Here is a 13322-nt window from a genome sequence, read left to right on the forward strand (position 1 = left end):
ATGAAGCCCCCCTCAAGATGAGATTTCCCATAGCGTAAGCTAGTAAGATCCCTGAAAGATGATCAGGTTGATAGGTTCGAGGTGGAAGCATGGTGACATGTGGAGCTGACGAATACTAATAGATCGAGGACTTAACCATATAATATGTAGCAAATGTTATCTAGTTTTGAAGGAATATACCTTCATAGTTTGGTGATGATGGCAGAGAGGTCACACCCGTTCCCATACCGAACACGGAAGTTAAGCTCTCTAGCGCCGATGGTAGTTGGGACCTTGTCCCTGTGAGAGTAGGACGTCGCCAAGCAACTAAAACACGAGTCATTTGACTCGTGTTTTTTTGTATTGTTAAAAAGAATGGGAAAGAAGTAATGGTAATACAAACACGTTGCCCAAGGGTTAATCATATTATATAAGAGATGGGTGTATATTTTTCTGGAAATTGTTAAGGATTAGAAGTATAAAATAAGTTCACTTAAATAGGGAGGGAAGGTTATGAAATTACAAAGTGAAGTTTGTATTGTTTGTGAGACAAAAAGAAAAGAAGGTATATATGTTTATAATAATTTAATATGTTATGAATGTGAAAAGGATATGGTGAATACAGAGACAGGTGATCCGAAATATATATATTATTTAAAGCAACTTCGAAAATTAGAAGTATCATATTTTTAAATAGGCATATGCCTATTATTTTTTTTGTTCTGTATAATAGATAGAGAATGAATAATAAGGAAGAGATGTAGATGAATCAAAATCATATGCCTTTATATGAGGCGTTAATAGAGTTTAAAGAAAGAGGGCCGTTATCCTTTCATGTTCCAGGTCATAAGAATGGTTTAAACTTCCCACAGAAGGCAATAAGAGAGTTTAAAGATATTCTATCTATTGATGTAACTGAGTTAGCAGGACTAGATGATTTGCATAGTCCGTTTGAATGTATAGATGAGGCACAACAATTATTGACTGAAGTGTATGATACAAAGAGAAGTTATTTTTTAATTAATGGTTCAACAGTCGGGAACTTAGCAATGATTTTGTCTTGTTGCAGGGAACATGATATTGTTCTTGTACAAAGAAATTGTCATAAATCAATTATTAATGGTTTAAAACTAGCGGGAGCAAATCCCATTTTTTTAGATCCATGGATTGATGAAGTTTATAACGTACCAGTGGGAGTTCGTAATGAAATTATTAAGAAAGCAATTGGAAAATATCCAAATGCGAAAGCACTCATTTTAACGCATCCTAATTATTATGGTATGGGGATGGATTTAGAGGCAAGCATCGCTTTTGCACATGCACATAAAATACCTGTTTTGGTAGATGAGGCACATGGGGCACATCTTTGTTTGGGAGAACCATTCCCGAAATCAGCGTTAACATATGGTGCAGATATTGTAGTTCATTCTGCACATAAAACATTACCCGCAATGACAATGGGTTCCTATTTACATATAAATAGTCACTTAGTAGACGAAGAGAAGGTTACTACTTATTTAAGTATGCTACAATCTAGTAGTCCATCGTATCCAATTATGGCTTCCTTGGATATAGCACGCTTTACAATGGCGCGTATAAAAGAAGAAGGACATGGTGAAATTGTTGAGTTTTTACGGAGATTTAAGGAACGGTTACGTTCTATTCCCCAAATCGCCATTTTAGAATATCCGTTGCAAGACGAGTTAAAGGTTACCGTACAAACTCGTTGTCAGTTATCAGGGTACGAATTACAGTCCGTATTTGAAAAGGTCGGTATATATACAGAGATGGCTGATCCGTACAATGTCCTATTTATTTTACCCCTGCAAGTAAATGAGGGGTATATGAAGGTTATAGAGATGATTCGAGTAGCATTGCAACATTATGACGTGAAAGACAAGAGGGAATCTATTCGTTATACTTATAAAGATGAATTCTCTCCTTTGCCGTATACGTATAAACAACTAGAAGGATATGGAACAAAGGTAGTATCTATAGAAGAGGCTGTTGGAATGATAGCGGCGGAAATGGTAATTCCGTATCCACCTGGAATTCCATTGGTTATGTATGGAGAGAGAATTACTTCAGAGCATAAAGAGCAAATTATGTATTTAGAGAGAGCAGGAGCTCGTTTTCAAGGTAATACGAAATATATGAAAGTGTATGATATAGAAAGTAGGTTTTAGGATGAAGGGATTATTTGTAACAATTGAGGGCCCAGAAGGTTCAGGTAAAACAACGTTAATTAAAAGCTTATTGCCATATTTTGAACAAAGAGCACAAAAGGTAATGGCGACAAGGGAACCAGGTGGTATTGCAATTTCTGAGGATATTAGGACGATTTTACATAAACAAGAATATACGATGATGGAAGCACGTACAGAAGCGCTTCTTTATGCTGCTGCGCGCAGACAACATTTAGTAGAAAAAGTTATGCCAGCACTTAATGAGAACTATCTCGTGTTATGTGATCGTTTTATAGATAGCTCTTTAGCATATCAAGGCTATGCAAGAGGATTGGGTATGGATAAGGTATTTGAAATAAATCGTTTCGCAACAGAGGACTGTATGCCTAGTTTAACAATTTATCTAGACATTGAGCCTGAGGTTGGTTTGGCTCGGATTGAAAAAGATGCAGGACGTGAAGTAAATCGACTAGATATGGAAGATATCTCTTTCCATAAACGTGTACGCGAGGGGTATTTACAAGTTGTAGAACGTTTCTCGGATCGTATTGTATTGGTAAATGCTGATCAGCCGATGGAAAAACTTATAGAAGAAGTTGTTCAGATTATAGAAGATAAATTGTTATAATAGAAGGAAAGAATGAAATAAGTGAGGTATGCATTATGATGAAGACGTGGGAGCAGCTTTCTGCTATACAACCCATCGGTGTAAAAATGTTGATGAATAGCATTGCAAAAGAGCGTATATCCCACGCTTACTTGTTAGAGGGAGGGAAAGGTACGGGAAAGTTTGCGACAGCAATTCAAATGGCAAAGAGTTTCCTCTGTTCTCAGCGGAATGGAGTAGAGCCCTGTCATGTATGCACAAATTGTAAGCGAATTGATTCAGGTAACCACCCTAACTTACATATTGTAAAACCAGACGGATTATCTATTAAGAAGCAGCAAATTCATGATTTACAAGGAGAGTTTTCAAAAACAGGATTAGAGGCAAATAAAAAATTATATATTATTGAGCACGCAGATCGTATGACAGCAAATGCGGCAAATACACTTTTGAAATTTTTAGAAGAACCAAGTAGTGATACAACCGCTATTTTACTTACTGAACAAAGTCATCAAATTTTAAATACGATTTTATCTCGCTGCCAAGTTGTTACGTTTAGACCGTTACCTACGGAATCTTTAATTAGAAGATTACAGGAAGAAGGTATTACAGCATCTTTATCGACACTTGCTGCTCAACTCACAAATAGTTTTGATGAAGCTTTAGCTTTATGTAGTGATGAATGGTTTGCACAAGCACGAGCTTTAGTGATAAAATTATGTGAAGCGCTCGAAAAAGATAAAACCTCTATTTTTTTTGTACAAGAAAAATGGGGAAAACACTTTGGAGAGAAAGAACAATTACAGCAAGGTTTAGATATGTTACTCCTTATTTATAAGGATTTACTATATGTTCAACTTGGAGAAGAAGATCGTCTTGTTTTTCATGAGCAGAAAGAGATGTTTGAATCATTTTCCTATGCTCAGAAGCGCATTGTATCAGCTCTCTTTAATATATTAGAGGCAAAAAATAGAATCAACGCTAATGTAAATGCGCAGCTTGTGTTCGAACAGTTAGTGTTGCGGTTGCAGGAGGGATGACCGTTTTGTATGATGTAGTAGGTGTTCGCTTTAAGAAGGCCGGAAAGGTATATTACTTTGATCCAAATCAGTTCGATATCTCTGAAAATGAGTTTGTCATTGTAGAAACGGTAAGAGGTATTGAATATGGAAAAGTAGTTATTACCAAAAAGCAAGTTGATGAAAACGACGTTGTATTACCGCTAAAAAAGGTTATTCGTATTGCAAATGAAAATGATCGTACCATTGTTGAAGAGAACAAACATGCTGCAAAAGAAGCATATCAAGTCTGTCAGCAAAAGGTAGTAGAGCATAATCTTGATATGAAACTTGTAGATGTAGAGTATACATTCGATCGTAATAAGATTATTTTCTATTTTACTGCGGATGGTCGGATCGATTTCCGCGAACTAGTGAAGGACTTAGCGGCAATTTTTAGAACAAGAATTGAACTAAGACAAATTGGTGTTCGTGATGAAGCGAAGATGCTAGGTGGTATTGGTCCATGTGGTCGTATGCTTTGTTGTTCTACTTTTTTAGGAGATTTTGAACCTGTATCCATTAAAATGGCAAAGGATCAAAATTTATCATTAAATCCTGCAAAAATCTCTGGTTTATGTGGTCGCTTAATGTGTTGCTTAAAATATGAGAATGATGAATATGAGGCAGCAAAGGAACAACTTCCTGATTTAGATCAACGTATACAAACCCCGCATGGTACTGGCCGTGTTATCGGATTAAATATTTTAGAAAGATTAATTCAAGTGGAACTAGTAGACAAGGAACGGATAGTAGAATATACGTTAGATGAGTTAGTGAATAAAGGGGTCGTTTCGAGTCAAACCACAGATTAATGAGGTGGGTGCTTGTGGAGAAAAAAGATATTTTTGAATCGGTTTCTAGTATGGAAGAGCAAATTGGACATTTATACAAACAGTTGGGAGAGTTAAAACAGCATCTTGCAGAGTTGTTGGAAGAAAACCAGCATATAAAAATGGAAAATAACAATTTGCGACACCGTTTTGAAGAAGTGCAGAATAAAGAAAAACAAAAAACTCAAAAACGTAAAGAAGTGAAGCCGAAAACAGATATTGGTGAAGGCTATGACAATTTAGCGAGACTGTATCAAGAAGGTTTTCATATTTGCAATCTTCATTATGGAAGTGTACGTAAAGAGGGAGATTGTTTGTTCTGTCTGTCATTCTTAAATAAAAAGTGAAATTACCTTTCCAATTATAATTGGAAAGGTAATTTTTTATACATGAAATAGGGTAGGTTAAGGGTAAGAAAAGGAGCAGTATATGAATTTATATGAAGATGAACGTTTAGATTACTTATTAGCGCAAGACATGAAGATTATACAAAGCCCATCAGTATTTAATTTTTCTTTAGATGCTGTTTTACTTGCAGATTTTGCATGGGTACCGATTCAAAAGGGAAATTTACTTGATTTGTGTACAGGTAACGCGGTTGTCCCCCTTCTATTAAGTACAAGAACAAAAGGAAAGATTACTGGTGTAGAAATTCAAGAACGCTTATATGATATGGGAGTAAGAAGTGTGCAATACAATGGGTTGGAAGAAAGAATTCACCTCATACATGGAGATTTGAAAGATATGCCAGAGAAACTCGGGCGTCATCAATATGATGTTGTTACATGTAATCCACCATATTTTCAAACGCCTCAAACTTCAGAGAAAAATATGAATGAACATTTAGCGATAGCTCGTCATGAAATTATGTGTACATTAGAAGATGTTGTATCTGCAAGTAGTCAGTTAGTAAAACAAGGCGGGAAAGTAGCGTTTGTACATCGTCCAGGACGATTACTCGACATTGTCACATTAATGCGTAAATATAAAATTGAACCAAAGCGTGTGCGATTTGTTTATCCTAAGATTGGAAAAGAAGCAAATACATTGTTAATTGAAGGAATTAAGGATGGAAATGCAGATTTGAAAATTTTACCACCCCTCGTTGTATATGAGGACAATAACGAATATACAAAGGAGATACGTTCAATTTTATATGGAGAAGAATAAGCATTTTTTTTATGTGGTAGAGTGCTCTGATGGAAGTTATTATGCTGGATATACAAACCATATAGAAAAACGAATTGAGACTCATAATAGCGGCAAAGGAGCTAGGTATACACGTGCGAGGCTTCCTGTCGTTTTAAAATATGTAGAGACCCACGATGATAAGCGTACAGCTATGCAAGCGGAGTATTATTTTAAGCAATTAACGAGAAAACAAAAAGAGGCATATATGCAAAAAGGAGAACGCTATGTGGCAACAAAAAAGCTTTCAACAAAATGAAAAGGGAGTTTTATATTTAGTACCAACTCCTATTGGAAATCTAGAAGATATGACATTTCGTGCAATACGAATTTTAAAAGAAGTTGATTTAATTGCTGCTGAAGATACGAGACAAACGAAAAAACTTTGTAATTATTTTGAAATTGAAACACCTGTCACGAGTTATCATGAGCACAATAAAGAAGTAAGTGGGAAGAAAATATTAGAGAAATTAGAGGATGGAAAGAATGTAGCACTTGTTAGTGACGCTGGTATGCCGTGTATTTCTGATCCAGGTTACGATATTGTTGTTGAGGCAGTAGCTGAGCAATATCATGTAATTCCGCTTCCTGGAGCAAATGCAGCCCTTACAGCATTAATTGCATCTGGTCTTGAAACAAAGCAGTTTTATTTCTATGGTTTCTTGCAGAGAAATAAAAAGGAACGAAAGATGGAGTTAGAAAAGCTTCGTTATGTACAAACTACAATGATGTTTTATGAAGCGCCTCATCGTTTAGATGATACTTTAATTTCGATGCAGGAAGTGTTGGGAAATAGAGAGATTGTATTATGTCGGGAGTTAACGAAAAAATTTGAGGAATTTATTCGAGGAACAGTCGAAGAAGCAATTGAGTGGACGAAGCAAAATGAGGTACGTGGTGAGTTTTGTATTTTAGTAGCTGGTTCGACAGAAGAACCTGCTCCAGAAGAACAATGGTGGGAATCTCTTTCAGTATATGATCATATTGAACACTATATAAATGAAAAAGGTATGAATTCAAAAGAAGCGATTAAAACAGTCGCTAAAGATCGAGATTTGTCGAAAAGAGATGTATATCAAATCTATCATGTCGATAAAAAATAAGCTTCTCATAATTGAGAAGCTTATTTTGCTGTTTCGATATAATCTTGAAGTTCGTTTAAGATTTGCTCAGCGCCTTCTTTGCTTAAGATGATTTTACCTTCAGCTAAAGAAAGGTTACCGTCAGATACTTCACCAGTTACTTGGCAAGTCATGTTTGGTTTATATTTTTTTAAGATGATTTTCTCGTCATCAACATAGATTTCAAGAGCATCCTTTTCTGCAATACCTAAAGTACGGCGTAATTCGATTGGAATTACTACACGACCTAATTCATCAACTTTACGAACAATACCAGTAGATTTCATAATTTTTTTCCTCCTAAATAAATAGTTTATAAGTTTCGAGTCTATTTTTAGATTCGTCATTTTTCGACAAAATACCCTATGGACATATGATACCAATCATTTACATTTCCGTCAATTCTTAAATTCTATATTTTTTAAAAAGATTTATAGATTTCTTATTTCTTATATATAATAGATTGAGAGGAAATTCCACAATTATTTACATTGTTTTCTGAAAAATTAACAAATTTTAAGTGGAGATTGTATATTTTTTTGGAATATGAGCAATAGATGATAAAGATATCGAGCATTAAGAACCCAAATTCAAAATTAGGTTGGGGTAAAGAAGATAAGTGAGATTCGGGCTGCTCGTAAAAGCCCGATTGATGTGGGCTAATAATCAGTGGGGATGAACAAAAACCCCGCTGATTAAAGTTTCACTTTATATATGAGTTTTTGATATACTGTTTATAAATACATATGAGGTTATTCGGGAGGTCCAAAACAATGACAGAGGAAAATAAGTCCTTTTATATTACTACCCCAATTTATTATCCAAGTGGAAAATTACACATTGGACATGCTTATACGACAGTAGCAGGAGATGCAATGGCACGATATAAGCGTATGCAAGGATACAATGTTCATTATTTAACAGGAACTGATGAGCATGGACAGAAAATCCAAAAAAAAGCAGAAGAATTAAATATTACACCACAAGCATATGTGGATAATATTGTTGCAGGAATTAAAGAACTTTGGGAGAAGATGGATATCTCTTATGATGATTTTATTCGTACAACTGAAGATCGTCATAAAGATGTTGTTGAAAAAATCTTTAAGCAACTAGTAGATCAAGGTGATATTTATCTTGATGAATATGAAGGTTGGTATTCTGTACAAGATGAGACATTCTATACGGAGCATCAATTAGTAGATCCAATTATGGAAGGTGACAAAGTAGTTGGAGGAAAAAGTCCAGATAGTGGTCATGATGTAGAACTTGTTCGTGAAGAATCATATTTCTTTAGAATGGGTAAATATGTCGACAGACTATTAAAATTCTATGAAGATAATCCACATTTCATTCAGCCAGAGTCTCGTAAGAATGAAATGATTAATAACTTCATTAAACCAGGCTTAGAAGATTTAGCAGTTTCTCGTACTTCATTTGACTGGGGAGTTCGTGTTCCAGGTAATCCGAAACACGTTATTTACGTATGGGTTGACGCATTATCTAACTACATTACAGCATTAGGTTATGGAACAGAAAATGAAGAGATGTATAAGAAATTCTGGCCGGCAGATGTGCATTTAGTTGGAAAAGAAATCGTTCGTTTCCATACAATTTATTGGCCAATCATTTTAATGGCATTAGATTTACCTCTTCCGAAAAAAGTCTTTGCTCATGGCTGGATTTTAATGAAGGATGGAAAGATGAGTAAGTCAAAAGGAAACGTAGTAGATCCAGTTACATTGATCGATCGTTACGGATTAGATGCATTACGTTATTACTTACTTCGTGAAGTTCCATTCGGATCTGACGGTGTATTCACACCAGAAGGATTTGTGGAGCGTATTAATTTCGATCTAGCAAATGACTTAGGTAACTTATTAAATCGTACAGTAGCTATGATTGATAAGTACTTTAATGGAGAAATCCCTGCATTTAAAGCGGATGTAACGGAATTTGATGAAACGTTAGTAACGTTTGCAAAAGATACATTGAAAAAAGTAGAAGAGGCAATGGAGAATATGGAGTTCTCTGTAGCGTTAGGATCTATTTGGCAATTGGTTAGTCGTACGAACAAATATATTGATGAAACACAACCATGGGTATTAGCGAAAGATGAGAATGATCGTGAAAAGTTAGCTTCTGTAATGGCTCATTTAGCAGAAGTACTTCGTCAAACAGGTATTATGCTTATGCCATTCTTAACAGTAGCACCAAGCAAGATGTTCGCTCAGCTTGGCCTTACTGATGAGGCTCATAAATCTTGGGAAAGTCTATCTACAATTGGCTGTATTCCAGCTGGAACAAAAGTAGAAAAAGGAAACCCAATTTTCCCTCGCTTAGAGATGGAAGTGGAAGTAGAGTACATTAAGGAACAAATGAAAAGCTCTGCTCCTAAAGTAGAAGAGAAAAAAGAAGAAGAACCGAAGGCAGAAGAAATTACAATTGATGATTTCTTTAAAGTAGAATTACGCGTAGCTGAAGTACTATCTGCTGAACCTGTGAAAAAAGCAGACAAGTTGTTAAAAATTCAACTAGACTTAGGCACAGAAAAGCGTCAAGTTGTTTCTGGAATTGCGAAATTCTATTCGCCAGAGGACCTAAAAGGTAAAAAGGTTATTTGTGTAACAAACTTAAAACCTGTAAAATTACGCGGTGAATTATCGCAAGGTATGATTTTAGCGGGTGAAGAGAATGGCGTATTGTCATTAGCATCAATTGATCAAAACCTACCAAATGGTACAAAAATCAAGTAATTAAGACAAGAAAAGAGATGTTTCACGTGTAACATGTGTGAAGCGTCTTTTTTCTTTTTACACTCTCTATTTTTGCATTAAGATTGTAGTATTGTTATCGTTAAGTTATTAAAGAACTTATTTTTGTAGAATAAACTTGATTTCAATATAAAAGGAGTTATGTATTATGTTGTTTGATACACATTCACATTTGAATGCAGAGCAATTCGAAGAAGATTTGCAAGAAGTTATTGCCCGAATGAAAGAAGCGGGAGTTACTTATACAGTTGTTGTTGGTTTTGATGAAGTAACGATAAAAAAGGCGATGGAATTAGCTGAAGCCTATGATTTTATTTACGCTGCGGTTGGATGGCATCCAGTTGATGCAATTGACATGACAGAAGAACATTTAGCTTGGTTAGAAGAACTTGCTTCTCATCCTAAAGTCGTTGCACTTGGAGAAATGGGTTTAGATTATCACTGGGATAAGTCTCCAAAAGAAATACAGAAAGAAGTATTCCGTAAACAAATTACATTAGCTAAAAAAGTGAAATTGCCGATTATTATACATAACCGCGATGCAACTCAAGATATTGTTGATATTCTAGAAGAAGAGAATGCAGCTGAAGTAGGAGGCATTATGCATTGCTTTAGCGGCAGCGTAGAAGTAGCAGAGCGATGTGTTGATATGAACTTTTTAATTTCGTTAGGCGGCCCAGTTACATTTAAAAATGCTAAGAAACCGAAAGAAGTTGCCACGGAGATTCCATTAGAGAAATTGTTAATAGAGACGGATTGTCCATATTTAACACCACATCCATTTCGAGGAAAACGAAATGAACCGAGTTATGTAAAGCTTGTAGCAGAAGAAATTGCGAATTTAAAAGGAATTTCTTATGAGGAAGTAGCAGAAATGACAACCAAAAATGCAAAAGTTTTATTTGGTGTTGAATAAAAAAGAATGGGGAAACCTGTTCTTTTTTATTTTGAAAAAAACTAGTAGAAGTGATGAAGAAAATAAATGTGAATGATGAAGTGTTACAATAAAGACAGAGAACAAAGATTTTTCTATTCTATTTTTAAAAATATAAGAATGGGGAAAATAATAATGGAAAAGTCGTCATTTTTTTGTTTTACTAAGTAGAGACGAAACGAGTGTGGAGGCAAGCATGAAAATAAAAGAGATTATCGTTGTAGAAGGTAAAGATGATACAGTTGCGATTAAGCGTGCTGTTGATGCGGATACAATTGAAACGAACGGTTCAGCAATCGGTGATCATGTTATTGAGCAAGTTAAATTAGCGCAGCAAAAAAGGGGCGTTATTATTTTCACAGATCCGGATTATCCTGGAGAACGTATTCGAAAAATTATTTCTGATAAGGTTCCTGGCTGTAAGCATGCTTTTTTACCGAAGGAAGAAGCGCTCGCTAAAAGGAAAAAGGGTGTTGGGATTGAACACGCTTCTAATGAGTCGATTCGCCGTGCTCTAGAGAATATACATGAAGAAATGGAAGCTTACACAAGTGAAATTAGTTGGAGTGATTTAGTCGATGCAGGCTTAGTGGGCGGAGAAATGGCAAAGAGCCGCAGAGAAAGAATGGGTAAGCTATTAAAGATTGGTTATACAAATGCAAAACAGTTACATAAACGATTACAGATGTTTCAAGTTTCAAAGGAATCATTTGGAGAAGCTTATAAGCAAGTAATACAGGAGGAAAAAAAATGAAGGATATCGCAACGCCAAATCGTACAAAAGACATTGTTGAAAAGTATGGATTTTCATTCAAAAAAAGTTTAGGACAAAACTTTTTAATTGATACAAATGTATTAAATCGTATTGTCGATCATGCAGAAATTGGTTCAGAAAGTGGTGCAATTGAAATTGGACCAGGTATCGGTGCATTAACAGAGCAATTAGCGAAGCGTGCTAAAAAAGTAGTGGCTTTTGAAATTGATCAAAGACTATTACCAATTTTAGATGAGACGTTAGCGCCATATGGTAACGTTACAGTTATTAATAAAGACGTACTAAAAGCGGATGTACATGAAGTATTTAATGAGCAATTTGAAGAAGGGCAAGATGTAATGGTAGTAGCTAACTTGCCATACTATATTACAACGCCAATTTTATTTAAATTGCTTGAAGAAAAATTACCAGTTCGCGGATTTGTTGTTATGATGCAAAAAGAAGTTGGAGATCGCTTAGCTGCTAAACCTGGAACGAAAGAGTATGGTTCTTTATCGATTGCCATTCAGTATTATACAGAAGTTGAAACAGTTATGACTGTACCGCGTACAGTGTTTGTACCACAGCCAAATGTTGATTCTGCAATTATTCGCCTTCTAAAGCGTCCTAAACCGGTTGTAGAGGTGACAGATGAAACGTTCTTCTTTGAAGTAGTACGAGCGAGTTTCGCACAGCGCCGTAAAACTTTAATGAATAATTTATCAAATAATTTAAATGGTTTCCCGAAAGATAAGGAGTTATTGGATCGAATTTTAACAGAAGTGGGAATTGATCCAAAGCGAAGAGGCGAAACGCTATCTATTGAAGAGTTTGCAACATTAAGTAATGCATTAGTTCTTCATAAATTATCATAAGAATATGAAAGGGACAGTTCAACTTGAACTGTCCCTTTTGTCACCTTTCTCCCTCTAAATTCATATTTTAAAAACAGGTAAGATGGCCTAATGAGTTTGGAGGTAGGAGAATGGCTTTACATGTTGGAGAATTAGTGGAACGATATTCTCATAAGAGGGATATTCTTTTTCGTATTATAGAAATAAAAGGCGAAATAGCTATATTGTTTGGAGAGGAAATTAGACTGGTGGCGGATGCGCCACTTGAAGATTTAATTAGTATAGATCAACGAGAACATAAAAAAAGGGTGAAGCGTGAGAAAGAAACAATGGAGCGCACGTATCGTTTGTTTCAACAAGATTATGTATTAATGAAACAAAGGCATGAACATACTTCAACTGGTGGATACACAAGTGAGGTGAATTATTTTCAAATGCCAGGACGTGTATTGCATATAGATGGAGACCCTTTATATTTGCGCAAGTGCTTAGACTTATATAACAAAATTGGCGTTCCTGTACAAGGTATTCATTGTAAAGAAACGGAGATGCATGAAAAAGTAGTAGACTTAATAGATCACTTTCGCCCAGACATTCTCGTTATTACAGGGCATGATGCATATACAAAATCGAAAGGAGTGAAGGGGGATTTAGCGGCATATAGGCATTCAAGGCATTTTGTACAGGCTGTTCGAGAAGTGCGAAAAAAATATCCATCATTGGATCAACTTGTTATTTTTGCTGGGGCATGTCAATCGCACTTTGAGGCACTAATTCGTGCAGGGGCCAATTTCGCTAGTTCACCATCTAGAATTAATATTCATGCACTAGATCCTGTATATGTAGTTGGTAAAATTAGTTTTACTTCATTTATGGAGAGAGTCAATGTATGGGATGTCGTACGTAATACAATTACTGGTGAAAAGGGACTAGGTGGAATTGAAACGAGAGGGATTTTACGAACGGGATTACCTTTTCAACATTACGAAGAGTAAGCAGGGTACATATGTATCTTGCTTTTTTGTATGGAAGGA

At 35.5% G+C, this 13322-nt stretch carries 15 protein-coding genes and 2 rRNA genes; 16 read left to right on the forward strand and 1 reads right to left on the reverse strand.

Annotation, left to right across the window (positions count from 1 at the left end; all coding sequences use genetic code 11):
* From C4S65_RS29380 to rsmI, 11 genes are all read left to right on the forward strand, one after another.
* Positions 1–139 (forward strand): 23S ribosomal RNA (locus C4S65_RS29380); the annotation flags it as partial.
* Positions 140–188: 49 nt separating this feature from the next.
* Positions 189–304: ribosomal RNA gene (rrf, locus tag C4S65_RS29385) — 5S ribosomal RNA — on the forward strand.
* A 188-nt stretch (positions 305–492) separates the two neighbouring features.
* A complete protein-coding gene (locus C4S65_RS29390) occupies positions 493–672 on the forward strand; it encodes a sigma factor G inhibitor Gin (RefSeq protein ID WP_000776280.1) in 180 nt (59 codons plus the stop codon).
* Between the two features lie 71 nt (positions 673–743).
* The gene (locus C4S65_RS29395; RefSeq protein ID WP_001073006.1) at positions 744–2165 is read left to right on the forward strand and encodes an aminotransferase class I/II-fold pyridoxal phosphate-dependent enzyme; all 1422 of its coding nucleotides are present in this window, start codon (positions 744–746) and stop codon (positions 2163–2165) included.
* 1 nt (position 2166) lies between these two features.
* Positions 2167–2793, forward strand: a complete 627-nt coding sequence (gene tmk / locus C4S65_RS29400) for a dTMP kinase (RefSeq protein WP_000677227.1) — start codon at positions 2167–2169, stop codon at positions 2791–2793.
* Between the two features lie 35 nt (positions 2794–2828).
* Entirely contained in the window at positions 2829–3812 is a 984-nt protein-coding gene (holB, locus tag C4S65_RS29405) for a DNA polymerase III subunit delta' (RefSeq protein ID WP_000978586.1), read from the forward strand.
* A gap of 5 nt (positions 3813–3817) precedes the next feature.
* Positions 3818–4645 (forward strand): stage 0 sporulation family protein, encoded by an 828-nt coding sequence (locus C4S65_RS29410; protein WP_000272429.1) that lies wholly within the window; start codon positions 3818–3820, stop codon positions 4643–4645.
* 14 nt (positions 4646–4659) lie between these two features.
* A complete protein-coding gene (gene yabA, locus C4S65_RS29415) occupies positions 4660–5010 on the forward strand; it encodes a DNA replication initiation control protein YabA (RefSeq protein ID WP_000412063.1) in 351 nt (116 codons plus the stop codon).
* Positions 5011–5092: 82 nt separating this feature from the next.
* Entirely contained in the window at positions 5093–5833 is a 741-nt protein-coding gene (locus tag C4S65_RS29420) for a tRNA1(Val) (adenine(37)-N6)-methyltransferase (RefSeq protein ID WP_001055354.1), read from the forward strand.
* A complete protein-coding gene (locus C4S65_RS29425) occupies positions 5820–6110 on the forward strand; it encodes a GIY-YIG nuclease family protein (protein WP_086406416.1) in 291 nt (96 codons plus the stop codon). Before C4S65_RS29420 ends, C4S65_RS29425 begins: the two co-directional genes overlap by 14 nt.
* On the forward strand, positions 6079–6954 hold the full coding sequence (gene rsmI, locus C4S65_RS29430) for a 16S rRNA (cytidine(1402)-2'-O)-methyltransferase (RefSeq protein WP_000267816.1): 876 nt from the start codon (positions 6079–6081) through the stop codon (positions 6952–6954). The genes C4S65_RS29425 and rsmI overlap by 32 nt, the downstream gene beginning before the upstream one ends.
* A 20-nt stretch (positions 6955–6974) precedes the next feature.
* Here the strand turns inward: rsmI and C4S65_RS29435 are convergent, their stop codons facing one another.
* The gene (locus C4S65_RS29435; RefSeq protein WP_000843036.1) at positions 6975–7259 is read right to left on the reverse strand and encodes an AbrB/MazE/SpoVT family DNA-binding domain-containing protein; all 285 of its coding nucleotides are present in this window, start codon (positions 7257–7259) and stop codon (positions 6975–6977) included.
* Between the two features lie 459 nt (positions 7260–7718).
* On the opposite strand from C4S65_RS29435, the gene metG reads away from it, so the two are divergent.
* From metG to yabG, 5 genes are all read left to right on the forward strand, one after another.
* Positions 7719–9728 carry a methionine--tRNA ligase gene (gene metG / locus C4S65_RS29440; RefSeq protein WP_086406415.1) on the forward strand — a complete coding sequence of 670 codons (2010 nt, stop codon included), beginning with the start codon at positions 7719–7721 and terminating at the stop codon, positions 9726–9728.
* Between the two features lie 166 nt (positions 9729–9894).
* Positions 9895–10662 carry a TatD family hydrolase gene (locus C4S65_RS29445; RefSeq protein WP_061666990.1) on the forward strand — a complete coding sequence of 256 codons (768 nt, stop codon included), beginning with the start codon at positions 9895–9897 and terminating at the stop codon, positions 10660–10662.
* 214 nt (positions 10663–10876) lie between these two features.
* Complete coding sequence (rnmV, locus tag C4S65_RS29450) at positions 10877–11434, forward strand: ribonuclease M5 (protein ID WP_000692837.1); 558 nt, start codon at positions 10877–10879, stop codon at positions 11432–11434.
* Positions 11431–12309, forward strand: coding sequence for a 16S rRNA (adenine(1518)-N(6)/adenine(1519)-N(6))-dimethyltransferase RsmA (gene rsmA / locus C4S65_RS29455; RefSeq protein WP_000651548.1), 879 nt, complete (start codon positions 11431–11433; stop codon positions 12307–12309). The genes rnmV and rsmA overlap by 4 nt, the downstream gene beginning before the upstream one ends.
* Positions 12310–12419: 110 nt before the next feature.
* Entirely contained in the window at positions 12420–13283 is an 864-nt protein-coding gene (gene yabG, locus C4S65_RS29460; protein WP_001173734.1) for a sporulation peptidase YabG, read from the forward strand.
* The last annotated feature ends 39 nt before the right edge of the window (positions 13284–13322 follow it).

This window comes from Bacillus sp. ok061, from assembly GCF_900108285.1.
In the GTDB taxonomy this organism is placed as follows: domain Bacteria; phylum Bacillota; class Bacilli; order Bacillales; family Bacillaceae_G; genus Bacillus_A; species Bacillus_A thuringiensis_S.

Coding starts and splice junctions, on each gene's coding strand:
- C4S65_RS29445 (WP_061666990.1), top strand. CDS start 9,895: ATGTTGTTTGATACACATTCACATTTGAATGCAGAGCAATTCGAAGAA.
- rsmI (WP_000267816.1), top strand. CDS start 6,079: ATGTGGCAACAAAAAAGCTTTCAACAAAATGAAAAGGGAGTTTTATAT.
- yabG (WP_001173734.1), top strand. CDS start 12,420: ATGGCTTTACATGTTGGAGAATTAGTGGAACGATATTCTCATAAGAGG.
- tmk (WP_000677227.1), top strand. CDS start 2,167: ATGAAGGGATTATTTGTAACAATTGAGGGCCCAGAAGGTTCAGGTAAA.
- C4S65_RS29435 (WP_000843036.1), bottom strand. CDS start 7,259: ATGAAATCTACTGGTATTGTTCGTAAAGTTGATGAATTAGGTCGTGTA.
- C4S65_RS29395 (WP_001073006.1), top strand. CDS start 744: ATGAATCAAAATCATATGCCTTTATATGAGGCGTTAATAGAGTTTAAA.
- holB (WP_000978586.1), top strand. CDS start 2,829: ATGATGAAGACGTGGGAGCAGCTTTCTGCTATACAACCCATCGGTGTA.
- rsmA (WP_000651548.1), top strand. CDS start 11,431: ATGAAGGATATCGCAACGCCAAATCGTACAAAAGACATTGTTGAAAAG.
- C4S65_RS29390 (WP_000776280.1), top strand. CDS start 493: ATGAAATTACAAAGTGAAGTTTGTATTGTTTGTGAGACAAAAAGAAAA.
- C4S65_RS29425 (WP_086406416.1), top strand. CDS start 5,820: ATGGAGAAGAATAAGCATTTTTTTTATGTGGTAGAGTGCTCTGATGGA.
- C4S65_RS29420 (WP_001055354.1), top strand. CDS start 5,093: ATGAATTTATATGAAGATGAACGTTTAGATTACTTATTAGCGCAAGAC.
- rnmV (WP_000692837.1), top strand. CDS start 10,877: ATGAAAATAAAAGAGATTATCGTTGTAGAAGGTAAAGATGATACAGTT.
- metG (WP_086406415.1), top strand. CDS start 7,719: ATGAGGTTATTCGGGAGGTCCAAAACAATGACAGAGGAAAATAAGTCC.